This is a genomic window from Mesorhizobium sp. M4B.F.Ca.ET.203.01.1.1 (assembly GCF_004791025.1).
Lineage (GTDB): Bacteria > Pseudomonadota > Alphaproteobacteria > Rhizobiales > Rhizobiaceae > Mesorhizobium > Mesorhizobium abyssinicae.
Window position 1 is genome coordinate 419,406 of sequence record NZ_SRUO01000005.1, and the last position, 23,740, is coordinate 443,145.

23 protein-coding genes are annotated in these 23,740 nt (G+C 65.8%); 13 read left to right on the forward strand and 10 right to left on the reverse strand.

The features are described 5' to 3' along the window. Positions 1-36: 36 nt before the first annotated feature. Both EN846_RS14590 and EN846_RS14595 read right to left on the reverse strand, forming a co-directional pair. Positions 37-816 (reverse strand): FadR/GntR family transcriptional regulator, encoded by a 780-nt coding sequence (locus tag EN846_RS14590; protein ID WP_128347023.1) that lies wholly within the window; start codon positions 814-816, stop codon positions 37-39. A gap of 208 nt (positions 817-1,024) precedes the next feature. After that, the gene (locus tag EN846_RS14595; protein WP_126059019.1) at positions 1,025-2,014 is read right to left on the reverse strand and encodes a sugar-binding protein; all 990 of its coding nucleotides are present in this window, start codon (positions 2,012-2,014) and stop codon (positions 1,025-1,027) included. Between the two features lie 448 nt (positions 2,015-2,462). Here EN846_RS14595 and EN846_RS14600 point away from each other — a divergent pair, with 448 nt between their 5' ends. The 11 genes from EN846_RS14600 to EN846_RS14650 all read left to right on the forward strand — a co-directional run bounded on the left by EN846_RS14600 (position 2,463) and on the right by EN846_RS14650 (position 12,655). Next, the gene (locus tag EN846_RS14600; protein WP_127390979.1) at positions 2,463-3,206 is read left to right on the forward strand and encodes an ATP-binding cassette domain-containing protein; all 744 of its coding nucleotides are present in this window, start codon (positions 2,463-2,465) and stop codon (positions 3,204-3,206) included. Between the two features lie 55 nt (positions 3,207-3,261). Further along, positions 3,262-4,260, forward strand: coding sequence for an ABC transporter permease (locus EN846_RS14605; protein ID WP_127286805.1), 999 nt, complete (start codon positions 3,262-3,264; stop codon positions 4,258-4,260). A 161-nt stretch (positions 4,261-4,421) separates the two neighbouring features. After that, positions 4,422-5,249: an AraC family transcriptional regulator gene (locus EN846_RS14610; RefSeq protein WP_127286804.1), complete on the forward strand. Its 828-nt coding sequence runs from the start codon at positions 4,422-4,424 to the stop codon at positions 5,247-5,249. 124 nt (positions 5,250-5,373) lie between these two features. Then, positions 5,374-5,817 (forward strand): SRPBCC family protein, encoded by a 444-nt coding sequence (locus EN846_RS14615; RefSeq protein WP_127286803.1) that lies wholly within the window; start codon positions 5,374-5,376, stop codon positions 5,815-5,817. A 15-nt stretch (positions 5,818-5,832) separates the two neighbouring features. After that, positions 5,833-6,627 (forward strand): FAD binding domain-containing protein, encoded by a 795-nt coding sequence (locus tag EN846_RS14620; RefSeq protein ID WP_128346635.1) that lies wholly within the window; start codon positions 5,833-5,835, stop codon positions 6,625-6,627. Positions 6,628-6,741: 114 nt separating this feature from the next. Beyond that, positions 6,742-7,224: a (2Fe-2S)-binding protein gene (locus EN846_RS14625; protein ID WP_127390977.1), complete on the forward strand. Its 483-nt coding sequence runs from the start codon at positions 6,742-6,744 to the stop codon at positions 7,222-7,224. Positions 7,225-7,237: 13 nt separating this feature from the next. After that, positions 7,238-8,605: a xanthine dehydrogenase family protein molybdopterin-binding subunit gene (locus EN846_RS36395; protein ID WP_127390976.1), complete on the forward strand. Its 1,368-nt coding sequence runs from the start codon at positions 7,238-7,240 to the stop codon at positions 8,603-8,605. Between the two features lies 1 nt (position 8,606). Further along, positions 8,607-9,611 (forward strand): molybdopterin cofactor-binding domain-containing protein, encoded by a 1,005-nt coding sequence (locus EN846_RS36400; RefSeq protein WP_127390975.1) that lies wholly within the window; start codon positions 8,607-8,609, stop codon positions 9,609-9,611. Between the two features lie 7 nt (positions 9,612-9,618). Next, positions 9,619-10,500: a MoxR family ATPase gene (locus EN846_RS14640; protein WP_127390974.1), complete on the forward strand. Its 882-nt coding sequence runs from the start codon at positions 9,619-9,621 to the stop codon at positions 10,498-10,500. An 89-nt stretch (positions 10,501-10,589) separates the two neighbouring features. Beyond that, the gene (locus tag EN846_RS14645) at positions 10,590-11,768 is read left to right on the forward strand and encodes a VWA domain-containing protein (RefSeq protein WP_127390973.1); all 1,179 of its coding nucleotides are present in this window, start codon (positions 10,590-10,592) and stop codon (positions 11,766-11,768) included. Next, on the forward strand, positions 11,768-12,655 hold the full coding sequence (locus EN846_RS14650; protein ID WP_187331267.1) for an amidohydrolase: 888 nt from the start codon (positions 11,768-11,770) through the stop codon (positions 12,653-12,655). Before EN846_RS14645 ends, EN846_RS14650 begins: the two co-directional genes overlap by 1 nt. Positions 12,656-12,719: 64 nt before the next feature. Here EN846_RS14650 and EN846_RS14655 read toward each other — a convergent pair whose 3' ends face one another. Then, complete coding sequence (locus tag EN846_RS14655) at positions 12,720-14,168, reverse strand: DHA2 family efflux MFS transporter permease subunit (protein WP_127390971.1); 1,449 nt, start codon at positions 14,166-14,168, stop codon at positions 12,720-12,722. A gap of 112 nt (positions 14,169-14,280) precedes the next feature. Here EN846_RS14655 and EN846_RS14660 point away from each other — a divergent pair, with 112 nt between their 5' ends. Continuing rightward, positions 14,281-15,282 (forward strand): ornithine cyclodeaminase family protein, encoded by a 1,002-nt coding sequence (locus EN846_RS14660; RefSeq protein ID WP_127390970.1) that lies wholly within the window; start codon positions 14,281-14,283, stop codon positions 15,280-15,282. Continuing rightward, entirely contained in the window at positions 15,279-16,760 is a 1,482-nt protein-coding gene (gene hutH / locus EN846_RS14665) for a histidine ammonia-lyase (RefSeq protein ID WP_127390969.1), read from the forward strand. The genes EN846_RS14660 and hutH overlap by 4 nt, the downstream gene beginning before the upstream one ends. Positions 16,761-16,835: 75 nt before the next feature. Here hutH and EN846_RS14670 read toward each other — a convergent pair whose 3' ends face one another. Genes EN846_RS14670 through EN846_RS14700 form a run of 7 tightly spaced genes read right to left on the reverse strand, consistent with a single transcriptional unit; the run spans position 16,836 to position 23,426 of the window. Beyond that, entirely contained in the window at positions 16,836-17,903 is a 1,068-nt protein-coding gene (locus tag EN846_RS14670; protein ID WP_127390968.1) for an ABC transporter ATP-binding protein, read from the reverse strand. Then, positions 17,903-18,691 carry an ABC transporter permease gene (locus EN846_RS14675; RefSeq protein ID WP_127390967.1) on the reverse strand — a complete coding sequence of 263 codons (789 nt, stop codon included), beginning with the start codon at positions 18,689-18,691 and terminating at the stop codon, positions 17,903-17,905. The genes EN846_RS14670 and EN846_RS14675 overlap by 1 nt, the downstream gene beginning before the upstream one ends. Next, positions 18,691-19,560 (reverse strand): ABC transporter permease, encoded by an 870-nt coding sequence (locus EN846_RS14680; protein WP_127310479.1) that lies wholly within the window; start codon positions 19,558-19,560, stop codon positions 18,691-18,693. Before EN846_RS14680 ends, EN846_RS14675 begins: the two co-directional genes overlap by 1 nt. Positions 19,561-19,589: 29 nt before the next feature. Beyond that, the gene (locus tag EN846_RS14685) at positions 19,590-20,651 is read right to left on the reverse strand and encodes an ABC transporter substrate-binding protein (RefSeq protein WP_127310480.1); all 1,062 of its coding nucleotides are present in this window, start codon (positions 20,649-20,651) and stop codon (positions 19,590-19,592) included. Between the two features lie 39 nt (positions 20,652-20,690). Continuing rightward, positions 20,691-21,665, reverse strand: coding sequence for a PfkB family carbohydrate kinase (locus tag EN846_RS14690; protein ID WP_127310481.1), 975 nt, complete (start codon positions 21,663-21,665; stop codon positions 20,691-20,693). Further along, the gene (locus tag EN846_RS14695; RefSeq protein ID WP_127390966.1) at positions 21,662-22,699 is read right to left on the reverse strand and encodes an ADP-ribosylglycohydrolase family protein; all 1,038 of its coding nucleotides are present in this window, start codon (positions 22,697-22,699) and stop codon (positions 21,662-21,664) included. Before EN846_RS14695 ends, EN846_RS14690 begins: the two co-directional genes overlap by 4 nt. A gap of 1 nt (position 22,700) precedes the next feature. Next, a complete protein-coding gene (locus tag EN846_RS14700) occupies positions 22,701-23,426 on the reverse strand; it encodes a GntR family transcriptional regulator (protein WP_127310483.1) in 726 nt (241 codons plus the stop codon). Positions 23,427-23,740 lie beyond the last annotated feature (314 nt).

The window sequence follows — 23,740 nt, forward strand, 5'->3', positions numbered from 1 at the left end:
CTGAACGGCTTCGGGCCATGGAAGACGGACGTCGCGTCACCGCCGCGACCGCTGGATGACCTCGTCGGTGTTGGCGAGCAGCCTGTGCACGGCGTTCCTGGCGGCGGCCGGGCGTTTGAGGCGGATGCTCTTCTCGATCGCCTCGTGCAGCGACTGCGCCCGCCGCTGGTCGCTGTGCTCGCGCGTGACGAAGACGAACAGATGGTCGAGCGCCGATTCGATCAGCACGCCGAGCGGCACCAGAAGCTCGTTGCCGGAGGCGCGCAGGATGGCGAGGTGGAAGCGCGTGTCGGCGCGCGTGCGCTCCTGTAGGTTGGTGGCGGCCCCCATCTCGCGGCAGGCCTGGCTGATCTCCGCCATCTGCTCCTCGCTCCTGCGCATGGCGGCGAAGGCGCTGGCTTCCGGTTCGATGATGTGGCGGAACTCCTGCACCGTCTTCAGGAACAGCTCGCGATCCGGCGCCGTCGCATACCAGGCTAGCACATCGCGATCGAGCAGGTTCCAGCGCTCTTTCGGTTCGACCCAGCTGCCGATCTTGGGGCGCGACGCCAAAAGGCTCTTCGCCATCAGCATCTTGATCGCTTCGCGCACCGCCGAGCGGCTGACGTTGAAGGTCTCCGACCATTTGGCTTCGTTGGGCAGGATGGTGCCGGGCGGATAGTCGCCGCGCACGATCCTGAGGCCGATCTCGCTGGCCAGCGAGGCATGCACGCTGGACCCCGGGGTCCAGGCCATCTCTGGCCGTCGAGCGGTAACGGCAGGGCCGGCTATCGTCCCGGTACTGGCGGCGCGCTTTCTTGATCTGTCGTCCGGCATCGGCGTTCCGGCGTCGGCGCGCTGTCGTTGGGAAACTGTCCGGGATTGTCCGCACCCGCCGATGTCTTCGTCGAAAAACCAATGTCTCGTCGAAAGCAAGACGCATGGGCGCGTCAAAGCCGGAGCCTGCCGCCCCGACAATGCTGCCTGTCCTTGTCCCTGAGGGAAGTGACGGGGCGTCCTCGAAAGGACGCCCCGCTATCGCGGACTACTTCTGGATGCAGGTGTCGACCGTATCCTTGGTGCATTCGTCGAGGCCGGTGAAGACCGGATCGTCGACCTTCTTGCCTTCGATGAGGTCGATCATCACCGACGGCGCCTTGTAGCCCATTTCGAACGGCCGCTGGCCGACCAGCGCGGTCACCAGACCATCCCTGGCGATCGCCACCTCGTCGCCGATCGTGTCGGCGGCGCCGATGACGAAGGCGTTGCTGGCGATCTTGTCGGCCATCGGCTTGAACAGGTCGCGGTAGGGCTGCGGCGCGCCGAACAGCGGCCAGCCGCCCATGATGCCGAAGGCGTCGAGGTCGGGATTTGCGGCGAGGATGTCGGTCATCGCCTGCACGCCCTTGGCGCCGTCGTCATTGGTGAACACCGGGCAGCCGGCGACTTCCGTCCAGCCGCCTTCGCCGGCAAGCGCGGCGAGACCGTCCTTGCCCGACAGCGCGTCGCGCATGCCTTGCGCGCGGCGCAGGATGTTGTCGGCCGCCGGATTGCCCTCGATGGTGCAGATCTTGCCGCCATTGGGCTTGGCCTTCTTGATGTATTCACCGATCTTCTTGCCCATCAGATAGTTGTCGGTGCCGAGATAGGTCTTGCGAAGGCCCGCATCTTCCTTGGCAAGGTCGGCATCGACCGTCATGATCGGGATCGAGGGATTGGCGGTCTTGATCGTCTGCGCGATCAGCGGCGCATTCGAAGGCGAAATCGCCATCGCCACCGTGTCGGGCTTGCTCAGCATGTCCTGCACGATCTGGGCCTCGCCGGCCTCGTCCGAAGTCGATGCCGGGCCGGTGTAGAAGCATTCATATTCTGAGCTGGCGTTTTCCTTGTTCCACTTCTCGCAGCCCTGGTGGATGGCTTCGAAGAATGGGTTGTCGAGCCCCTTCACCACAATGACGAGCTGTTTCTTGGCCAGTGCCGGCCCGGCGCCCAACGCCATGACGGCGGCAGCGGCGAGCAAAAGTGATTTCCTCATATCAGTCCTCCCTTGAAACAGACGGGCACGGCGTGCCCGCCACGCAGATCAACCCGGTGCGCGAAAACAGAGCATCGTTTCACGAGCGCTCGTGCCCCGCCAGTCCAGGTCGATAAGCATTTCCAGATGCAATGCCGAACCGCGCTGACGAGAACTGCCGCCAAGTCCCGGACCGGTATCGCGCCCGCCGATTCCGCCCGCCCAGCCGGGTCGAAAGATCGGCATAATCTTCCTCCGATGCTTAGGTAATATCGGCTTGCGGCCAACGTCAATTGCTATTTGTCCTACAAAACGGATTTTTGCAAAAACATTCCTTCAATTCGTCCGACAATTGATTGACGCCTGCATGAGCATTTGCGTAAATGCGCCAAATCGCCGTTCCCGGGGGGAGCCGGGGAGAGCGGGGCCGCGGCAGAACCGCAGGCCGCAACAGGGAGGCATTAGGCTGGTGGCGGTTCTCGAACTCACCAACATCTCGAAGCATTTCGGCGCCATCCAGGCGGTCAACGACGTGTCATTGTCGATCGAGCCCGGCCAGGTCGTCGGCCTGATGGGCGACAACGGCGCCGGCAAGTCGACGCTGGTCAAGATGATCGCCGGCAATTTCCGCCCGAGCCATGGCAACATGCAGCTGGACGGCAGGGAGCTTGTCCTGCACAAGCCGGCGGAGGCCCGCCAGCACGGCATCGAGATCGTCCATCAGGACCTGGCGCTGTGCAACAACCTGACCGCCGCTGCCAATGTCTATCTCGGCCGTGAGCTGCGCAGGGGCGTCGGTCCGTTCCGCATCCTCGACTATGCCGCCATGTACAAGCGCGCCGGCCAGCTCTTCGCCGAACTGAAGTCCGAGACCCGCCCGCGCGATCTCGTCAAGCAGATGTCGGGCGGCCAGCGCCAGGCGGTGGCGATCGCCCGCACCATGCTGTCGCAGGCCAAGATCGTGCTGATGGACGAGCCGACCGCGGCGATCTCCGTGCGCCAGGTCGCCGAAGTCCTGAACCTGATCCGCCATTTGCGCGACCAGGGCATCGCGGTGGTGCTGATCAGCCACCGCATGCCCGATGTCTTCGACGTCGCCGACCGCGTCATCGTCATGCGGCGCGGCAGGAAAGTGGCCGACAAGACCATCGCGTCCAGCTCGCCCGAGGAGGTAACCGGTCTGATCACCGGCGCCATCGAGCAGGTCGCATGAGCACGGCAACCCTGGAATTTACGGTGCTGGCGCGGCCCGGCAGGAAAGGTCGATAATGGCTGTCACCCTTGACCAGACGATCGCGCAGAAGCAGCACACCTTCATGTCGCGGCTGCTTGGCAGCCAGACTTTTTGGGTGGTGATCGCGGTGATCCTCGCCTGCCTGTTCCTGTCCTTCGCCACCGACGCCTTCGCCACGCAGAAGAACCTCTACAACATCACCCGCAACATCACCTTCGTCGCCATCGTCGCGCTCGGCATGACCTTCGTCATCATCACCGGCGGCATCGACCTGTCGGTCGGCTCGGTGCTTTGCCTGTGCTCGATGGTGCTGGCCGTCACAATGCATGCCGGCTACGGCATCGAAGTCGGCATCCTCGCCACCATCCTGACAGCGCTCGTCATCGGCGCTTTCAACGGCATTCTGATCGCGTATCTCGGCTTTCCGCCATTCGTGGTGACGCTCGGCATGCTGTCCATCGCGCGCAGCCTCGCCATGGTCGCCTCCAACAACACGGTCGTCTTCCAGTTCGGTCCGGACCACGACAAGCTGCTGGCGCTGGGCGGCGGCGCCTGGGTGTTCGGCATCGCCAATCCGGTGCTCTACATGATCCTTCTGGCGCTGATCACCGGCTTCACGCTGCGCTGGACCAAGTTCGGCCGGCACATCTTCGCCATCGGCGGCAACGAGCACGCGGCGACGCTGACCGGTGTTCCCGTCAAGCAGATCAAGGTCGCGGTCTACATGATCTCGGCGCTCTCCGCCGGCATTGCCGGCATCATCGAGACCGGCTGGCTGGGCGCCGTCACCACCAACATCGGCACCGGCATGGAATTGCAGGTGATTGCCGCCACCGTCATCGGCGGCGCCAACCTCGCGGGCGGCGTCGGCACCGCCTTCGGCGCCATTGTCGGTGCGGCGCTGATCGAGGTGATCCGCAACAGCCTCGGCCTGCTCGGCATCAACGCCTTCTGGCAAGGCACCTTCATCGGCGGCGCCATCCTGCTCGCAGTGCTGTTCGACCGTATCCGCAACTTCCGGCGCAGCGACTAGGCCGGACCGGATCCGGCTCCTATCGCTCAGTCTGAAAATCCGCCCGTGCGGCGCAAGGCGCCTGTGAGGCCTGGCGCACGCGCCTTGACGAGCGCCCGACGCCCGCCGCACAATCGCTGGGCGGGCGAAGGGAGGCCAGTCGCCCGCGGGAGGATATACCCATGACGGAAGCGATCAGGCTCTACTGGGGCCGGTTCGGACATGTTTCTGTCCTGAATGTCGCCAACGACTTCGTCACCCATGCCCATGTCGAGGCGCATCTGATCATCTGGCTGGACGGCACGGCCGGCGAGATGACCATCGGCCGCGAGACGGTGCGGCTCGGACCAGACACCGCCGCCGGCATCAACTCCTTCCAGCCGCACAGCCATGCCTTGTCGCACGATGGCAGGCCGGGCCTGTTCCTCGCCTTTTACATCGATCCCGACTGGGCTCGCCGGCGCCGTGACCTGCCCTCGTCGGCGCCGCTGTTCGCGCAGGCGGCGATCACGCTGGAGCCGTGGCTGCACCAGGCGGCGGCGCACCTGCTCGATCATCTCAGCGACAATGAGAGCATCGACGACATCGCCAATTACGAGATCGAGCGCTTCATCGACAGCGTGCTCGACGCCGCCGACGCCTCGGCGCCGCATGTGGCGCGCGGCCGCGTCAACACCATGCAGGATTTCCGCGTCCGCAAGGCGATCCAGCTGATGAAGGCCAATGTCTGCGAACGCATCTCCTTCGACGACGTGGCCCGCAGCGTCGGCCTGTCGAGGCCGCATTTCTTCGCCCTGTTCAAGGAGCAGACCAATCTGACGCCGAACGTCTATTGGAACACGCTGCGGATGGAGGAAGCCGTGCGCCAGCTGCAATGGTCGCAGGAACCGCTGATCTCGGTCGCCTGCAATCTCGGCTTCACCACCCAGGGCAATTTCTCGCGCTTCTTCCGCGACCATGTCGGCGTGCCGCCGACGCTCTATCGCGAGGCCGCGCGAGCGATGGCTTGAGCGGCCCTGGCTGCAGCGGCTCTATTTTCAGACTGATTGATAGGCACTCAAGACGCATTGATAAGCGCCGACTGCCTGTGCGCCCTACCCTTCCCGCCATACGCATCCGCAAGGGAACGGCTCCATGGCGAAAGTCACCATCTCCAGCGTCATCGACGCGCCGGTCGAACAGGTCTGGGCGCGGATACGCGACTTCAACGGCCTGCCGGGCTGGCACCCGCGCATGGTCGAAAGCCATATCGAGGACGGCAAGGACGCAAGCACGGTTGGCTGCGTGCGCAACTTCCAGCTCGTCAGCGGCGCCCGCCTGCGCGAAAAGCTGCTCGACTTCTCCGACGAGAAGTTTCTGGTCAGCTACTCCATCCTCGAGACCCCGCAGCCGATCACCAATCACAAGGCGACGCTGCAGTTGCGGCGTGTCACCGACGGCGACCGCACCTTTGCCGAATGGAGCGCGAGCTTCGACGCCGCTCCCGAGGAAGCCGACAAGCTCGCCGAAGGCATGGGCGCCAATGTCTTCCAGGGCGGCTTCAACGCGCTGAAGAGCCATTTCGCCGGCCAAAGCTGAGCCAAGGAGCGTGCCATGGCGCTTGCCCTCCAGACATTCCCGACGGTGAAGGACGCGAACGCGGCACTGCAGGCCGCCGGCACGCGCTATCTCGGCGGCGGCACGTTGGTCGTGCGCGCCGCCAATCAAGGCGATGTCTCTGTCTCCAGCCTCGTCCGCGCCACCGAACCGTCACTGTCGGCGATCACCGTTTCCGGCGGCAAGGTTCGCCTCGGCGCCTCCGTCACCATGGCTGCGATCGCCCGCCACCCGGAGCTCGCATGGCTTGCGCCCGCCGCGCGCGCCGTCGGCGGCCCGGCGATCCGCAACATGGCAAGCGTCGGCGGCAATCTCTTCGCGCCTGCGCCCTACGGCGACTTCGCCGTCGCGCTGCTTGCGCTGGACGCGAGCGTCGCCGCCGAGGATGGCGAAGTGCCGATCGAGACCTTCCTGGCCGGACGCGACGCCAGCCGTTCCATCGTCACCTCCGTCACCTTCGCCTTGCCCCGCCAGGAGAGCTTCCGCTTTCTCAAAGTGTCGCGGATCAAGCCCAAGGGCATTTCGGTGCTCAGCATCGCCGCGTTGCTGGAACGGGCGGACGACGGCACGATCACTTCCGCGCGCATTGGGCTTGGCTGCATGGCCGACCGGCCGATGCGCGCCCGGGCGGCCGAGAAGGCGCTGCTCGGCTGCCGGCTGACGCGCGGGGAGATCGCGCCGGCGCTGGCCGTGGCAAACGAGGGCATAGCGCCGATCACCGATCCGGTCGCCAGCGCCTGGTATCGCGCCGAAGTGCTGCCGGTTCATCTCGGCCGGCTGCTGCTCGCATGATGCCTGTCGCCCAAAAGCGCGTAGCGGCTTTGGAATTGCGACAGGCAGGAAGTCTCACACGTCGGGGGCGCGCGTCTGTCCGGATATCCGGGCAGGCGCGCTGGGAGGAAAGACATGGCGAAGGTCCCGGTCCAGTTCACGCTCAATGGCTCGGAAAAAGCCGAGTTCATCGACAGCGGCACGACGCTGCTCCACGCGCTCCGCGACAAGATCGGCGACACCTCGCCGAAAGGCGGCTGCCACCAGGGCACCTGCGGCGCCTGCTCGGTCATCGTCGACGGTGAGCTGAGGCTCTCCTGCCTGACGCTGGCCGAGACCTGCAACGGCGCCGTCATCAGGACCACGGCAGGTCTCGCCGAGGGCGGCGTGCTGCATCCGCTGCAGCGCGCCTTCCTCGATGCCTTCGCCACCCAATGCGGCTTCTGCACGCCGGGCATGATCATGGCCGCCAAGGTGTTGCTCGACCGCACGCCCAGTCCCAGCCGCGAAGAGGTGGTCGAGGCGCTGTCCGGCAACATCTGCCGCTGCACCGGCTATGAGCCGATCATCCAGGCGGTGCTGAGTGCCGCGCGTTCCAATTCGCAGAACGTGGCCTGAGGGGACCAAGAGAATGGAACTGCGCAAGAGCTATTTCGCCGATCAGCGCAAGGACGGCCTCAACGAGATCGGACAGCCGAGGCCGCGGCTCGATTCGCCCGGCCATGTCACCGGCAAGACCGCCTATTTCGCCGACCGCAATTTTCCGGGCATGTTGCATTTGAAGATGGTGCGCAGCCCGCACCATCACGCCCGCATCCGCGCGATCGACACCTCGGAAGCCGAGAAGCACCCCGGCGTGGTGAAGGTGCTGACGGCCAAGGACGTGCCGCACAATGTCTACACCATCCTGATCCTGATCCAGATCGGGCCGGAGGACGAAACAGTGCTCGCCGACGGCAAGGTGCGCTGGAAGGGCGAGGCGGTGGTGGCGGTGCTGGCCGAGACCGAGCGCGCGGCGCAGGAGGCAGCGGCCAAGGTCAAGGTCGACTACGAGGTGCTGCCCGCCGTCTTCGACATGGAGGAAGCGCTGAAGCCCGGCGCGCCGCTCGTCAACGAATACCACGGCCAGAACCACTACCTGTATGACAGCGGCGAGTGCCGCAAGGTCCGCTTCGGCGATGTCGAGGCGGGCTTTGCCGAGGCCGACCACATCCTCGAGCAAACCTACCAGTCCTCGCCGATCGAGCATGCGCCGACCGAGACGACCGGCTGTGTGGTAGCACCCGAGGGCAACGACCGCTTCACCTGCTACACCAACACGCAGGCGATGTTCTTCACCCTCGACAACGCCTCGATCATCCTGCAGATGCCGGGCTCGAAGCTGCATTTCGTCGGCGGCACCGTCGGCGGCGGTTTCGGCGGCAAGGTCGACGTCATCGTCGAGCCGATCGCCATCCTCGGCGCAAAATTAACCGGGCGACCGGTCTGTTTCATCTACAGCCGCGAGGAGGAGATGCAGATTTCGTCGCCCCGCGCGGCCGAAAAGGTGGTGATCAAGGACGGCGTCATGAACGACGGCCGCATCGTCGCCCGCAAGGTGACCGGCTACACCGACGCCGGCGCCTATTCGCGCCATTCGCCCTATGGCGCGCAGAAGGGTGCGGCGCACTATCCAGGGCCCTACACGATCCCAAATGTTTGGATCGACACCTATTGCGTCTACACCAACCGCACCCCCTCCTCCGCCATGCGCGGCTTCGGCGTCACCATCGGCGACTTCGCGCTGGAGGTGCAGATGGACAAGCTGGCGCGGCTGATCGGCATGGACCCGCTCGAGTTCCGCTTCATCAACGCCTACCGCGACGGCGACATGAAGGCGCATCGCCAGCCGACCGAGGGCGCGGCGCTGATCGAGTGCATGCAGGAAGCCTCGCGCGCCGCCAACTGGCCTGTGGCGGAGAAATTCATGGCGATGTCGTCCTACAGGAAGGGAGGCTGAGATGGCGATCCGGCGCGGACGCGGCGTCGCCGCGATCAACTATCCGACCGGCATGAACCTCGGTGGCGACCCCACCCAGGCGCTGGTCCATTCGACCCCGACCGGCAATTTCATGGTCACGCTCTCCAGCGTCGACCTCGGCCAGGGCATGAAGCAGATCATGGCGCAGATCTGCGCCGAGACCATCGGCGTGCCGACCGACCGCGTCATCGTCGACACCGCCGACACCGACACCGGCCCGCACTGCATGGGCACCTTCGCCTCGCGCGGCACGCACCGCGCCGGCAACGCCGTCATTCAGGCGGCTAGGGAAGCCCGCCAGGTGATGCTGGAAGTGGCGGCGGAAGAGCTGGAAGTCAACGCCTCGGACCTCGAGACCGACGGCCAGGGCAACATATTGGTGAAGGGCGCGCCGCAGAAATCGATCTCGATCTTCGACGTCGCGCTGTCGGCGCATTTCAAGCGCGGCCGCTCGATCTCCGGCCGCGGCATGTTTTTGATCCCGCGCTCCTATCCGGAGAAGGAGACCGGCGCGATGAAGCCGTCGACCTGCTACGCGCATGCCTGTACGGTGGCCGAGGTCGAGGTCGACGACGAAACCGGCGAGGTGACGGTGCTCAACGTCAAGAACGTCTTCGAGATCGGCCGCGCGCTGAACCCCAAGATGGTCGAGCAGCAGCTCGTCGGTGGTTCCTGGATGGGCATCAGCCACGCGCTCTACGAGACGACCGAGCCCTACTATCCGAACCGCGACCATGGCGGCACCGACTTCAACCAATATCTGATGCCGGGGCCCGGCGATCTCGCCGAGACCGAGATCATCGTGCTGGAACGGCCGTCAGCGGACGGTCCGTTCGGCGCCAAGGGGCCGGGCGAGATGTGCGCCAACCCGCAGATCCCGGCGGTCGCCAATGCCGTCTTCGACGCCGTTGGCGTGCGCATCGACACTTTACCGATCACGCCCGAGCGCATCCTGCGCGCGCTGAAGGCGCAAGCCGCGGGTTGAGCCGACAATGACCCGCGCCGACGCCGAACAGATCGCGGCTTCGCCGGAAGCGGTGGCGGCGCGCCTTGCCGCCTCGCGCTATCTCGCCGACGACGGCCTGGCGACCGCAATCTTCCTGGCGATCCGGCTGGGAAAACCGCTGCTGCTCGAAGGCGCGCCGGGCGTCGGCAAGACCGAAGCCGCCAAGGCAGTGGCCGAACTGCTCGGCCGCGAGCTGGTGCGCCTGCAATGCTATGAAGGCATCGACGCCGCGCATGCGCTCTATGAATGGAACTACCAGCGCCAGCTGCTCGCCATCCGCCATGCCGGCGAGCACGAAATCGACATCTATGACGACCGCTTCCTGATCGCGCGGCCGCTGCTGCAGGTGCTGCGCGCGCCTGAGCATCGTGTGCTTCTCGTCGACGAGATCGACCGCTCCGACCATGAGTTTGAAGCCCTGCTGCTTGAATTCCTCTCCGATTTCCAGATCAGCATCCCGGAACGCGGCACGATCCGCGCCGCAACGCAGCCGATTGTCATCCTGACCTCCAACCGCACCCGCGAGTTGGCCGAGGCGCTGCGCCGGCGCTGCGTCTACCACTGGATCGGCTATCCCGACGCCGCGCGCGAAGCCGAGATCATCATGCTGCGCGCGGGCGATGTCGCCGAGGCTACGGCGCGCGCGGTGGCCAATGCCGTGCAGCAGATCCGCGCCCGTCCGCTGGCAAAGCCGCCGGGCATCGCCGAGGCGGTGGAATGGGCGAATGCCGCCACCATTCTCGAAAAGGGCGGCAACCCGTGGCCGGAAGCCTTTCGCCGCGCCATCGGCTTGCTGATCAAGGACGAGGAGGATCTGTCCGCGATCGCGCCGGAACTTGGGAGGATCGTCGAGGAGTCACTGGCGTGAGCCGCGACCTCAACAATCCCTTCTCCCCGTTCACGGGGAGAAGGTGCCCCGAAGGGGCGGATGAGGGGCGGCGCCAACATGGGCAGACGATGGCGCTGCCCCTCACCTGCCTGCCGGCATCCTCTCCCCGTGAACGGGGCGAGGAAAGCTTGCCCCGCGCCGCCGCGCCCTTCCTTGGCTTTGCCCGCCTGTTGCGCCGTCATGCCTTCGCCATCGCACCGGAGCAGACTACCAGCTTCATGCAAGCGGTTACCCTCCTCGGTCCTCGTTCCATGTCCGACATCCGCGAGGCCGCGCTGGCGACGCTCGCGCCTTCGCCCGACCGTCGCATCGAATTCGAGGCGCATTTCCGCGCCCATTTCTACGCCGACGCCAGACCCTCGATCGCAGGCGAAGAAGACGAGGAAACCCGCATCAAGGACGATCGTGGCACCCGCGAGGAAGAAAGCCAGGACCCTCGCCAGGAGAAGGGCGGCGAGCTGTCCTCGGCGCGCGAGCAGTTGAGCAGCCGCGATTTCCAGCGCGACGCCGACGGTCTTGGCGCATTCCGCCGCAGGGTCGCCTCCGCCCTGCCCGCCCGTCGCTCCTTCCGCACCATCCGCACCCGCTCGCGCGGCACGCTCGATCTCAGGCGTTCGCTCAGCGAAATCGTCAGCGCCGACGGCGACATTCCTTCGCCGCAGCTCCGCCGCCGTCAGACCGTGCCGCGCAAGCTGCTCCTGCTCATCGACGTCTCCGGCTCGATGAAGCTCCACACCTCCGATTACCTGAAGTTGGCGCACGCCGCCGTGCAGAGCGCCGACCGTGCCGAAGTCTTCACCTTCGGCACGAGGCTCACGCGCATCACCTCGGCGCTGCGTATCCGCGATCGCGACCAGGCGCTCGCCCGGGCGGCGGTTTTGGTCGACGACTGGGACGGCGGCACTCGCATGGGGCCGACGCTGCTCGCCTTCCTTTCGGTGCCACGGTTTTCCGCCTTCGCCCGCGGCGCGGCGGTGGTCATCCTTTCGGATGCGCTGGAGCGTGGCGACCACGCCGATCTCGAGACCGCGATGCGCCGCCTGAGCGCCCGCGCCTTCCGATTGTCGCTGGCGACGCCGCTCGCCGGCGATCCGCGTTTCCGGCCGGCGACGGCGGCGCTGCGCGCCATCCTGCCGGTGCTCGACGATCTGGTCGACGGCTCGTCGCTGAAGAGCCTCACGGATTTCATCCTGTCGCTCGCCCGGCCCGCTCCGTCGGCCGAGGCCATCTGGAAAAGGGTATCGTGATGCAGAAGGCGATCGACTCGCATTTCCACATCTGGCGCCAGAAGGACCAGCCCTGGCTGGTCGGACCGATGGTGCCGCGCATCTTCGGCCCCTACGAGCCGATCCGCCGCGACTATCCAATCGAGGAATTCCTCGAAGACCAGAGGGGGTCTGGCGTCGAAAAGACCGTCTATGTCCAGACCAACTGGGCCAAGGAGGATTTCGAGAAGGAAGTCGCCTTCCTGCAGAAGACCGCCGACGAAACCGGCTGGCCGCACGCCATCGTCGGCTATACCGACATGACCGTCGACGATGTCCGGCCGCAGATCGACCGGTTAATGAAATACAAGCTGCTGCGCGGCGTGCGCATGCAGTTGCACTGGCACGAGACGCCGGCTTTCCGCTTCGCCGCCTCGGCAGACCAGGTCATCGATCCCACAGTGCGGAAGAATGTGGCGCGGCTGAAGGACTACGGCCTGTCCTTCGACCTCCAGCTTTTCCCGGCGCAGATGAAGGACGGCCTGACGCTGGTCGGCGAGAACCTTCAGACCAACTTCATCCTCACCCATGCCGGCATGCTGACCGGCATGGAACCGGAAACCACCGAGGCATGGAAGACCGGCCTGCGCACGCTCTCCGCCGCGCCCAATGTCTACGCCAAGCTGTCCGGCCTGGGCACCTTCGTCCACCGCAACGATCCGGCGCTGATCGCCTACATCGTCGACAACGCGATCGATATCCTCGGCTCGGACCATCTGATGTTCGGCTCGAACTTCCCGATCGAGAAGCTGTGGACCAGCCACGCCGAGCTGATCAAGGCGCACCGCGCGGCGGTGGCCAGGCACGGCGCGGGGGCGCAGGCGGATATCTTCTGGAACACTGCTGAAAGGGTTTATCGACCGACGTGAGAGATGAGGGCGCGACCAAAGGCGGAGCGAAGTTTATCTCGGCGATCGGCCCAAAATCCGAATGTCAATTCCGCGGCGAATGGCCTGAAACCTCGGCGCCCGCCGCCGGCGGCAGCACCAGGAAGCGGAAGGCGGCCGCAAGGCCGATTCCGCCGACCACCAGGAAGGCGATGCGGAAATCGATCAGATCGAGTGCTGCCCCGCCCCTCGCGATCTGCGACAGATTGAGGACCGCCGCCGCGACCGCCACGCCGAACAGCATCGATATCTGCTGCAGCATGCTGGACAGCGTCGCCGCCGAACTGCGCTGCGCGCCCGAGATATCGGCGAAAGCCAGCGTGTTGAGCGCGGTGAACTGCATCGAACGCGACAGGCCGGCGACCAGCATCAGCGCCACCACCAGCGCCTGCGGCGTTTCAGGCGAGATCGCCGCGCAGGCCATCACCGCGAGCGAGGCGATCAGGCCGTTGACGACCAGCACGCTACGGAAGCCGAAACGCCTCAGCGTCGGCGTCGTCACCGCCTTCATGCCGAGATTGCCGAGGAAATAGGCCAGGACGAGCAAGCCGGCATCGACCGGCCGCAAGCCGAAGCCGACCTGGAACAGCAGCGGCAGCAGGAACGGGGTGGCATTGATCGACACTCGGAAAATCGTTCCGGCCGACAGCGTCGAGATGGCGAAGGTCAGGACCTTGAACGCCCTGAGGTCGAGCAGCGGATGCGGCGTGCGCGCGAGGTGCCGCACCGCCAGCCAGCCGATCAGCACGCCGGCGGCAATCAGCGCCACGGTCGGCAAGACGCCGTCCTCAGGATGCGCGATGCGCTCCAGCCCGTAGAGCATCGCGGCGAGCCCGAGCGAGGTGAGCACGAACCCCGGCCAGTCGAGCGGCCTGGTCTCGGCTTCGCGGTCGCCCGGAACGAAGCGGGCGACCAGCAGCAGGCCGGCCAGGCCGAGCGGGATGTTGATGAAGAAATTCCAGTGCCAGGAGAGATAGGTGGTGATGAAGCCGCCAAGCACCGGTCCGACCACCGGCGCGAACAGCGCCGGCCAGGTGATCAGCGCGGTGGCGGCGATCAGCTCCGACTTCGACGCATTGCGCAGCACCAGGATGCGGCCGACCGGCGTCATCAGCGCGCTGCCAAGACCCTGCACGACGCGGGCGGCGACAAATTGCGAAAGGTTATGTGAGAAGCCGCAGGCGATCGAGGCCAGGGTGAACAGGGCGATGGCGACCAGGAAGACGTTGCGCGCGCCGAAACGGTCGGCAAGCCAGCCGGACAGCGGCACGAACACGGCCATGGCCAGCATGTAAACGGTGATGCCGATGCTCATCGCCACCGCCGGCACGCCGAAGGACTGGCCCATTTGCGGCAGCGACGTCGAGATGATCGTCGAATCCAGGAGCTGCATGAAGAAGGCGACGGCGACGATCAGCGCCACGCGCCGTGCCTGGCGCGCCGGCATGGCTGTCGACGGCTGGGACAACATCGGATTGTCGGGGATGCTGCTCATGACGGACCTGGTTTGAACAGCATTGGACCAGCCTAGTCCAGTGGTTATCCAACAAACTTTTGTGGTGCCTCGCCGCCTGTTATGGGAAAGTGGGCCTAAGAGGGGAAATGGGATGAAGCCCATCTATATCGACTATCTCAACGCTCTCGATATCGAAGCGCTGGCGATGACCGATGCCGAGATCATCGGCGCGGTCGAGGCCGGCCTTGTCGCGCAAGGCAAGGGCCAGACGGTGATCGAACCGCGCGTCCATCTCGAGCCGGACCCGTCATTCCACGGCCATTTCAATGTCTTGCGCGGCTACGTGGCGCCGCTCGACGCCGCCGGCGTCAAGATCGTCGGCGACTACGTCGACAACTATCTGCACGGCCTGCCTTCGGAATTCGGCATCCTCAATTTGTTCGATCCACGCACCGGCACGCCGCGCGCCATCCTCGACGCCACCGTCATCACCGACATGCGCACCGGCGCCGTCACCGCCATCGGCGCCAAGCACCTGGCGAAGAAGACATCCAAGGTGCTCGGCCATATCGGCGCGCGCGGCACCGCCTACTGGAACGTCCGCCTGCTCGACCATCTCTTCGACTTCGACGAGATCCGCGTCCATTCGCGCCGGCCGGAAAGCCGCGATGCTTTCGCGGCGAAACTGTCGGCCGACCTCGGCAAGAAAGTCACCGCGGTCGCCGACTGGAAAAGCTGCGTCCACGGAGCCGACATCGTCGTCGAGGCCTCGCGGCTCAACGAACCGCAGCCGCTGCTCAAGACCGAATGGATCAAGCCGGGCGCGCTGGTGGTGCCCTATGGCACGATGAGCGCGGTGGAGCTGTCCTTGACCGACATCATGGGCAAGATTGTCGTCGACGATTGGGGCCAGTGCAAGAGCGGCAAGTTCGGCTCGCTGCGCGCCCATGTCGAAACCGGGCGGCTGAGCGAGGCGACGTTGCATGCCGAACTCGGCCAGATCGCCGCCGGCCTGAAGCCTGGCCGCCAGGGCGACGACGAGACCATCCTGTTCTGGCATCGCGGCCTGTCGCTCTCAGACATCGCGCTCGGCAAGGCGATGCTGGCCAAGGCCGGCACGCAAGGCGTCGGCCAGAGGCTGCGTTTCGCATGACCCCGCTCGTCCTCACCGGCGCCGGCGTCAGCATGGAGGATGTCGCCGCTGCCGCGCGCAATGCGGCCAAGGTGGAGGTCACGCCCTCCGTCATGGAACACCTGGCCAAGGCGCGCAAAGTCCTCGATGAAGCTGCCGCCGCCGGCCAGCAGATCTACGGCCTGAACACCGGGCTCGGCGCCAATCTCGGCACCGCAGTCGAGGGCGACGCCAGCGCCTTCCAGCGCCAGCTTCTCGATGGGCGCGGCGCCGCCGTGGGTGACGCGTTGCCCATCCAGCTCGTGCGGGCAGCGATGTTTGCCCGCATCGCCATGCTTTCAGCCGGCGGCTCGGGCCTGTCGCCGCATGTGTTCAGCGCGCTGGTCGAAATGCTGAACGCGGGCGTGCATCCGGTGATGCCGGCGCTCGGCTCGATCGGCGCCGGCGACCTGGTGATGATGACGGCGATCGCCCACACGCTGATCGGCGAAGGCGACGCCGACTACCAAAGCCGGCGCATGCCTTCGGCCAAGGCGCTTATGATGGCGCGCCTCCCTCCGGTCAGCCTGGCGCCGAAGGACGGCTTGTCGCTGATCAATGCTTCGGCGGTCTCCACCGGCGCCGGCGCACTGGCACTTGTCGACGCGCTGTCGGCGATGGAACAGCAGCAGCAGGCCGGCGCGCTGACCATGGAAGCGCTTGCGGCCAACCGCACCATTCTCGATCCGCGCCTGCATGTCGCGCGGCCCGCGGCCTGCCAATTGCTGGCGGCAAGGACGCTGCGCGACCTGCTCGCGCGCGATCATGAAACGACGCAGACGAGCTTGCAGGATCCGCTGTCGATCCGCTGCATGCCCTCGATCCACGGGGCGCTGATCCAGGCGATCGATCATGCCAGGCTGGCGGTCGAGATCGAGCTCAACGCCGCCGCCGACAATCCGCTGGTGCTGGTCGAAGACGCGTTAGTGCTGTCGACCGGCAACTTTCACACCGCGTCACTCGCGCTGGCCTTCGAGACGCTTGGCCTGGCAATCGCGCAATGCGCGGGGGCTTGCGCCGCTCGCTTCATCCAGCTCACCGGCTCGGGCCGCAACAGCCTGCCCAAATACCTGTCGCCGCTCGGCGGCGCCTCCGCCGGCTTCGTGCCTCTGCAGAAGACCGTTACGGCGATCCTGGCCGCGATCCGCCATAAGGCCAACCCCGTGATGCTCGATTACCTGCCGGTCTCGGAAGGCGTGGAGGATCACGCCACGCAAACGCTTCTGGCGGTTTCGAAATGCGCCGACATGATCGTACTGTGGCGACGCCTGATCGCCATGGAACTGATGGCGGCGGCCCAGGCCGTTGACCTGCGTGAAGGGATCACGCTGGCGCCGGCAACCGCTGTCATCCACGCTTCTGTCCGCACGCATGTCCCCGCGCTCAAGGAGGACAGGCCGCTCGGGGCCAACGCCAACGTGCTCTACGCAGCGCTCGCCGACGGCTCTTGGCGGGCCTGAAAAACAAAGAGTTAGCCGCGTTTCTTGAATCGGCGTCAGCGCGACACGCTTCAGATGACCGCCCGACGGCGTCGATTAGCCCGCCGCGATCAGCACAGTACTGTCCGGCGACCAGCTGAGCACCACCGGCTGACCTTCAGCCAACCTTTCGGCGCCGGTGTTCTGCACGATCACCTTCAGCGTCTGGCCGTCGCGGTCGACAAAATAGGTGCTGTTGTTGCCGGCGAAGATACGCTTGGACACCTGTCCCTTGAGCGTATTGGCATTGTCCGCATCGGGCTTCGCCGCGCCGGTCGAGATCTGGATCCGCTCCGGCCGCACCGCGCAGCTCGCCCTGGCGCCGGCTGCCAGCGAAGGCCCAGAGGCAGCGGCGATCGTCGTGCCGTCGGGCAGCCTGATCCCATTGCCGGTCGCGTCGCCGCGAAAGATGTTGGCGTCGCCGAGGAAGGTCGCGGCGAACTCGCTTTGCGGCCGGTCGTAGATCTCCTCCGGCGGCCCCTCCTGCACCAGCCTGCCATCGCGCAGGATGCCGATGCGGTCGCTCATCGTCAGCGCCTCTTCCTGGTCGTGCGTGACGAAGATGGTGGTGATGCCGATCTCGCGCTGGATGCGCTTCAACTCGATCTGCATGTCGACGCGCAGCGCCTTGTCGAGCGCGCCGAGCGGCTCGTCGAGCAACAGCACGCGCGGCTTGGTGACGATGGCGCGCGCCAACGCCACACGCTGGCGCTGGCCGCCGGAGAGCTGGTGCGGCCGACGGCCGCCGAGCTTGCCGAGCTGCACGAGGTCGAGCGCGCGCTGCACTTCGGCAGCGATCGACGCCTTCGGCTCGCCGCGCACCGACAGGCCGAAGGCGACGTTGTCGGCGACGCTCATATTGGGAAACAGCGCATAATTCTGGAACACCATGCCGATCCGCCGCTTCTCGACCGGCACGCGCTCGACGCTTTCGCCGCCGATGGCGATGCGGCCGGTGTCGGGAAAATCGAAACCGGCGATCTGCCGCAATAGGGTGGTCTTGCCGCTGCCCGACGGCCCGAGCAGCGCATAGAAGCCGCCATCGGCAAAATCGATCGAGACGTTATCCAGCGCCCTGTGCGCGCCGAAACTGCGGGAGACATTCGCGACCTGAACGCCTGCCATTATTTCTCTCCGCCGAATTTGAAGAAGCGCGCCGTGAGCAGCATCAGCGCCATCGAGACCACGATGATGATGGTGGAAACCGCGTTGATCTCGGGCGTGAAGCCCTTGCGGATCGCGGCATAGATCTCGACCGGCAGCGTCGTCTGGCCGGGCGTCGACAGGAAGTAGGAAACCACGAACTGGTCGAACGACACTGCGAAGGCGAACAGCCCGCCGGCGATGACGCCGGGCATGATCCACGGCAAGGTGACGCGGTTCGTCACTTGCCACTGATTGGCGCCGAGCGAGCGCGCCGCCTCCTCCAGCTCGGGCGCGAAGGTCTGCAGCCGGGCCGACACGACCACGAGGACGTAAGGCAGCGCCAGCGCGACATGGCCGAGCAGGATCGCCACCAGCCCGCGGCCGATGCCGATGCCGAAGAAGAAGATCAGCATCGCCGTGCCGGTGATCAGCCACGGAATGGCGATCGGCGGGAAGAGCAGCGCCTGCAGGACTTTCTTGCCCGGGAAGTCGCAGCGGTAGAGCGCCAGCGAGGCGGCCGAGCCGAGCACGGTCGCGATGACGGTGGTGATCACCGCGATCTCGATGCTGTTCCAGGTCGCCGCAATCAGCTGGTCGTTCTGCCAGAGCGAGGCATACCAGTCCGTCGTCCACTCGAGCGGCAATTGGTAGAAGGGCGAGGCGTTGAACGACATCAGCGCCATGATGATGATCGGCAGATAGAGGAAGCCGAGCAGCAGCACGATGTAGCAGCGCCCAAGCCATTCGAGGATGCGCGTCGTCGCCATCAGGCGGCCCTTTTCAGCATCGGCGACGCCACCGCCAGGATCACCAGCACGACGGCGAGCAGGATGAAGGACAGCGCCGCGCCCAGCGGCCAGTTGAAGACCGCGACGAACTGGTCCTCGATGACGGTGCCGTAGAAGGTACCGGTGCGGCCGCCGAGGATGCGCGGCTCCATGAAGGAGCCGACGACGGGCACGAAGATCAGCGCTGCCCCGGCGATCAGGCCAGGCATCGACAGCGGGATGATCACGCGCCAAAGAACCTGCCGCCGCGACGCGCCGAGCGAGCGGCCGGCCTCGATCAGCGAATCGTCGATCGCCTGCAGCGTCAGGTAGCAGGTCAGCACCATGTAGGGCACATAGGAGTGCACCAGGCCGATGATGACGGCCGGATAGGAATACATCAGATCGATGTTGATCTTGAACGGCAGCACGGCGTTGAGCGCCGTGTCGAGGATGCCGCCCTCGCGCAGCACCATCGCCCAGGAGAAGATGCGCACCAGCCCGTTCGACCAGAACGGCAGGATGACGAGCAGGAAGATCGCCTCGCGGCTGCGTCCCTTCAGCACCTTGGCCAGCACATAGGCTGCCGGATAACCGATCACCACGCACCAAAGGGTGACCTCGAGGCCGAGCCGCAGCGAGGCAAGCAGAAGCGTCAGATAGAGGCTCTGCGAGAAGAAGGCCGCGTAATTGTCGAGTGTGAACGCCCATTCCCTCCCGGCCAGCGGCAGGTCGGTCATGAACGAGAAGAAGACCATGGCCGACAGCGGCAGGAAGATCGCCACCGTCAGCCACAGATAGGCCGGAAGGAGAAGCGGCAGGGCCGGCTTCAGCCCGCGCCGCGAACCGATCGCATGCTGGTCAGCCATGGATGCCTCTCCTCCCCGAAAGACGCCGACTACTTCACGTTGACCTTCAGCTCCTGCCAGAGCGCCAGGTACTTCTCGCGCTGCTCGTCGGTGACCGGCGCCTGGAACTGGATGCGCTTGGCGACCTCCGGATCGCCCATGACCTTGCGGTTGAAGGCATCCTCAGGCAGCGCCTCGACCGCCTTGGTGTTTGCCGACACCGGCGCGCCGACCTTGGTGACCCATTCGACGTAGAATTTCGGGTCGATCATGTAGTTGATGAAGGCTTCGGCGCCCTCGACATTCTTGGAGCCGGCCGGGATCGAGAAGGCGTCGAGCCAGGCGACGGCGCCTTCCTGCGGGATGACCAGCGAAACTGGCAGCTTGAAATGCGTCTTGGCGCGGTCGGCCGAGCCGCTCCAGTAGGTGCCGATGTCGATCTGGTTGGAGGCGACCATCTGGTTCCAGTCGTTCTCCGAGCTCCAGAACGTCTTGATCTGCGGCATCAGCGAGGTGAGCTTCGCCTTGACCGCTTCCATATCCTTGATGTCGTTGATGTTCTGGCCACTGGCAATGGCGCCGAACTGCACCGCCTCGACGGCATCGTCGCGGATGATGACGCGGCCCTTATGCGCTGGATCCCACATTTCGGCGATGCTTGTCGGTGGCTTGGGGAACGACTTCTCGTTGATCGCTAAGGCGGTCAGCCCCCAGACCCACGGCACGCCATAGACCTTGCCGTCATGGTTGAGCATCGGTGAGCCGGCCTTGTCCTTGCTGATGTCGGCGTAGTTGGCAAGCTTCGACACGTCGATCGGCTGGATCAGCTTGCCGGCCATTGCCTGATCGTTGAAGGCGGCATTGATCATGACGACGTCGTAAAGGCCGGGATTGGTCCTGAGCTTGGTCAGCATCTCCTGTTCGGAGTTGAAGAAGTCGTTGACCACCTTGTTGCCGGTCGCCTTCTCGAAGGCTGCGATCGCCCATGGCTCGTCGGCGCCGTAACCCTTCCAGTTGAGCACATGCACTTCGCCGGCATTGGCGGCAAGCGTGAATGCTGAAGCGAAGACGGCTGTCGCCGTCAGAAAAGCGGTCAGTCTGGGCATGCGCATGTTTCTTTCCTCTCATTGTTTGCCCGGTTTGCGGGCTTGTTAAGTTGTGGCCTCTTGTTCCCGGTCCTGAGCGCTCGCCGTTTGAACGCGCCGGGCAAGGAATTCCTGGATTTCGGCGTCGGTCGGCGCCGACGATCCGCCATGACGAGTGACGGAAAGCGCAGCCGCCGCGTTGGCGTAGCGCGCTGCTTCGTAAGGCGGCATTCCGCGCGACAGGCCGCTGACGAAGGCGCCGATATGGGCATCGCCGGCGCCGTTGGTATCGATGGCTTCCACGTCAAAGCCCGGCACCGCCTGCGTCCGGCCATCGGCAAGCCGTACGAGGCAGCCCTGCGCGCCGGCGCGGATGACGACGCCCGCCGCTCTCTGGCAATGGTCGGCGAGCAGCCGGATGGCGACGGTCTGCGCGTCGCCCGAACCGGCGATCTCGGCCGCCTCGTTGGTGTTGCAGCTCAGCCAGGTCGTGCGCGCCAAAACCCGGTCCAGGATCGGGCGCGGGATCTCGGCTATCACCGGCGTCGGATCGAAGACGAAGGGGACTTCCGCAGGCAGCGCCTCGATCCAGTCGGTGAGCGTATCTCGGCTTCCTGGATAGCTCAGCGTGTAGCCAGAGGTGAAAACCCAATCGCCCGAAAGGATTTGGACCGGCTTCATCATGTCGAGCGTGAGCCAGCTCTCAGCCCCCGGCCAGGAGACGAAGGTCCGTTCGGCATCGCCGCTGATCATGGCGACGCAATTGCCGCTGTCCATCAACGGCGATGGCAGCGTCAACGTCGTGATGCCTTCGGCGGCAAAGGCCGTGCGCAGGAAATCGCCGTCGGGCCCGGTGCCGAGCTGACCGCCGAACACCACCCTCATGCCGGTGCGGCTCGCCGCCACCATCATGTTGAAGCCGCCACCGGCGACCCGCGCGTAGCTCGACGCGGTCTTCTCGGTGCCTGGCGCCGGCAAGGCGTCGATGCGGTAGACATAGTCCACCACGGCGCTGCCGACATGGACCAGCCGTCCGCTCATGCGGCAGCCTCCTTGCCGGAGCGGATCTTTGCCTTGCGTGCCGCGACGAGATCGTCTGCCAGCGCGCGAACCTCGGCGAGATCGATGCCGTGCAACTTGGCGATGCGGTGCTGCGGCAGGCGCGACAGTCCGGCTGAGGCGCCTGCCATGCCGGCGGCGATGGCGCCGATCGTGTCGGTGTCGCCGCCGAGATTGGCGCTGATGACGGCCGCCCGCCAGGGATCGCCATCGGCGACCTCCAGCACGGCGAACGCCGCCGGAACCGATTCTTGGCTGGCGACGCCGGTGCCGACCAGATCGACGATCAGCCTGATCGCTTCTTTCTCAGTCTTGCCGCGCACGAGATCCTGCGCCCAGGCGATCCGCGCTGCGATATCGCCGCCGGTGACCCAATTCCCGTGCGTTGCCCCCAGCCGCGCCGCGGTCACGGCGCGCTCGGAAGCCGCGCGCCAGTCGGCGCCTGAGACTCCGCTGCTGACCGCCGCAGCGACCGCGGCCGCCGAAGCTATGGCGATCGAGGTGTTGTGCGTCGCCCGGCAGGTTTCCGCGACCTTCGCAACCAGCGCGTCGAGCGGCTCCGGTGGCATCATGATGCCGACCGGCGCGATGCGCATCGCCGCGCCATTGGTATCGCCGGCGCTGCCGGCTTCCTCCGGCGGCACGCCGTCATTGATGGCGTCGATGGCGCGCTTGGTCGACGGGCCGAGCAGGTCGTAGCTGCCGCGCGCCTTGACCTCGCGCTCCCAGTCGAGCAGCGCATTGACCCAGCGCGTGTGGTCGAAACGGTCGCCGGACTCGACCATAATGCGGCCAAGCAGCAGCGCCTGTTCCGTGTCGTCGGTGATCGTGCCGGCAGCAAGGCCCTTCGACACCGGATGATCGTCGACGGGCGCGACGAAGTCCTCGACATGGCCGTAAAGTTCGGCGATCCGGGCCGGCGACAGAAGCTGCGTCGGCATGCCCAGCGCGTCGCCAAGCGCGCCGCCGATCAGCGCGCCCATGGCGCGGTCGATCGCCCCGGCCGCAGGCGTCATCTCAAAACTCCAGATGCAGGGCGAAATGCGCCGGGTTGAGCAGGCTGGTGACGAATTCGATGGCGCGGCCGTCGGCGGCGCGGGTCAGGCGCCGGGTGCGCAGGAAGGGCGTGCCGGGCGCGCAATCGAGGATAGCGGCATCCGCCGCGCTCAGCATCTCGATGTCGACCCATTCCTCGCCATGGTCGGGCACCAGCCCTGCCCCGCGCAGCGTCTGGTGCAGCGAGCCTTCGCGCAGGCCGCGCAGCGGCACGTCTTCCAACTCGGGCGAAAGCGGCAGGCGGCTGCGCTCGATCGAAATCGCATGGCCGTCATTTGCATTGGTGCGGACGCGATCGACGGCGATGAAGGCCGGATTGCCAAGGCCGAGCCTGGCGGCAAGGTCCGCGTCCTCGATGACTTCGAGCCGCAGCGTGCGCGTCTCGGCATTGGCGCCGGCATTGGCAAGCGCGCGCGACCAGCCGACGGCATCGTCGACCGGCATGCCGTCGAAGGTGACGAAGGAACCGATGCCGACCCTGGTGGTGATCAGGCCCCGGCTCGACAATTCCTCGAGCCCTTTGCGGACCGTGTTGCGGCTGACGGAGAAGCGCTGGACGAGTTCGTTCTCGCTCTGCAGGCGGTCGCCGAAGCCGAGCACCCCGGAGCGGATTTCGTGCTCCAAAACCGTCGCGATCTGCTCGGGCTTGCCGGTTCCGGGGGTGATCTGCGTCGCGCGACGGGCCATATCGATACCTGTTCAGTGAACCTGTATAGTCCTGTTCAATAGTGCATTCGAAAGGCGGCGTCAACGGGTAAGCCTTTGAGCAGGGAACGAACTCCTCAGGCGACTGCCTCATTCCCATTTTCAACCGTCGCGCCGCCCCTCACCTGCCTGCCGACCCCTCTCCCCGTATAGTGACGGGGAGAGGGGCGCTGTCCTGCCGGTTTCGCCAATCATCAGCGTTGCCAAGAAAGGGCCGTCGTTGTGGCCAGCCCCTTCTCCCCGTCACTATACGGGGAGAAGTGCCCGGCAGGGCGATGAGGGGCGGCGCCAACCTC

What these genes read in the sequence shown, in the direction of transcription:
- EN846_RS14590 (WP_128347023.1), bottom strand. Translation starts at nt 816, where the DNA reads ATGCCGGACGACAGATCAAGAAAGCGCGCCGCCAGTACCGGGACGATA.
- EN846_RS14595 (WP_126059019.1), bottom strand. Translation starts at nt 2,014, where the DNA reads ATGAGGAAATCACTTTTGCTCGCCGCTGCCGCCGTCATGGCGTTGGGC.
- EN846_RS14605 (WP_127286805.1), top strand. Translation starts at nt 3,262, where the DNA reads ATGGCTGTCACCCTTGACCAGACGATCGCGCAGAAGCAGCACACCTTC.
- EN846_RS14610 (WP_127286804.1), top strand. Translation starts at nt 4,422, where the DNA reads ATGACGGAAGCGATCAGGCTCTACTGGGGCCGGTTCGGACATGTTTCT.
- EN846_RS14615 (WP_127286803.1), top strand. Translation starts at nt 5,374, where the DNA reads ATGGCGAAAGTCACCATCTCCAGCGTCATCGACGCGCCGGTCGAACAG.
- EN846_RS14620 (WP_128346635.1), top strand. Translation starts at nt 5,833, where the DNA reads ATGGCGCTTGCCCTCCAGACATTCCCGACGGTGAAGGACGCGAACGCG.
- EN846_RS14625 (WP_127390977.1), top strand. Translation starts at nt 6,742, where the DNA reads ATGGCGAAGGTCCCGGTCCAGTTCACGCTCAATGGCTCGGAAAAAGCC.
- EN846_RS36395 (WP_127390976.1), top strand. Translation starts at nt 7,238, where the DNA reads ATGGAACTGCGCAAGAGCTATTTCGCCGATCAGCGCAAGGACGGCCTC.
- EN846_RS36400 (WP_127390975.1), top strand. Translation starts at nt 8,607, where the DNA reads ATGGCGATCCGGCGCGGACGCGGCGTCGCCGCGATCAACTATCCGACC.
- EN846_RS14640 (WP_127390974.1), top strand. Translation starts at nt 9,619, where the DNA reads ATGACCCGCGCCGACGCCGAACAGATCGCGGCTTCGCCGGAAGCGGTG.
- EN846_RS14645 (WP_127390973.1), top strand. Translation starts at nt 10,590, where the DNA reads ATGGCGCTGCCCCTCACCTGCCTGCCGGCATCCTCTCCCCGTGAACGG.
- EN846_RS14650 (WP_187331267.1), top strand. Translation starts at nt 11,768, where the DNA reads ATGCAGAAGGCGATCGACTCGCATTTCCACATCTGGCGCCAGAAGGAC.
- EN846_RS14655 (WP_127390971.1), bottom strand. Translation starts at nt 14,168, where the DNA reads ATGAGCAGCATCCCCGACAATCCGATGTTGTCCCAGCCGTCGACAGCC.
- EN846_RS14660 (WP_127390970.1), top strand. Translation starts at nt 14,281, where the DNA reads ATGAAGCCCATCTATATCGACTATCTCAACGCTCTCGATATCGAAGCG.
- hutH (WP_127390969.1), top strand. Translation starts at nt 15,279, where the DNA reads ATGACCCCGCTCGTCCTCACCGGCGCCGGCGTCAGCATGGAGGATGTC.
- EN846_RS14670 (WP_127390968.1), bottom strand. Translation starts at nt 17,903, where the DNA reads ATGGCAGGCGTTCAGGTCGCGAATGTCTCCCGCAGTTTCGGCGCGCAC.
- EN846_RS14675 (WP_127390967.1), bottom strand. Translation starts at nt 18,691, where the DNA reads ATGGCGACGACGCGCATCCTCGAATGGCTTGGGCGCTGCTACATCGTG.
- EN846_RS14680 (WP_127310479.1), bottom strand. Translation starts at nt 19,560, where the DNA reads ATGGCTGACCAGCATGCGATCGGTTCGCGGCGCGGGCTGAAGCCGGCC.
- EN846_RS14685 (WP_127310480.1), bottom strand. Translation starts at nt 20,651, where the DNA reads ATGCGCATGCCCAGACTGACCGCTTTTCTGACGGCGACAGCCGTCTTC.
- EN846_RS14690 (WP_127310481.1), bottom strand. Translation starts at nt 21,665, where the DNA reads ATGAGCGGACGGCTGGTCCATGTCGGCAGCGCCGTGGTGGACTATGTC.
- EN846_RS14695 (WP_127390966.1), bottom strand. Translation starts at nt 22,699, where the DNA reads ATGACGCCTGCGGCCGGGGCGATCGACCGCGCCATGGGCGCGCTGATC.
- EN846_RS14700 (WP_127310483.1), bottom strand. Translation starts at nt 23,426, where the DNA reads ATGGCCCGTCGCGCGACGCAGATCACCCCCGGAACCGGCAAGCCCGAG.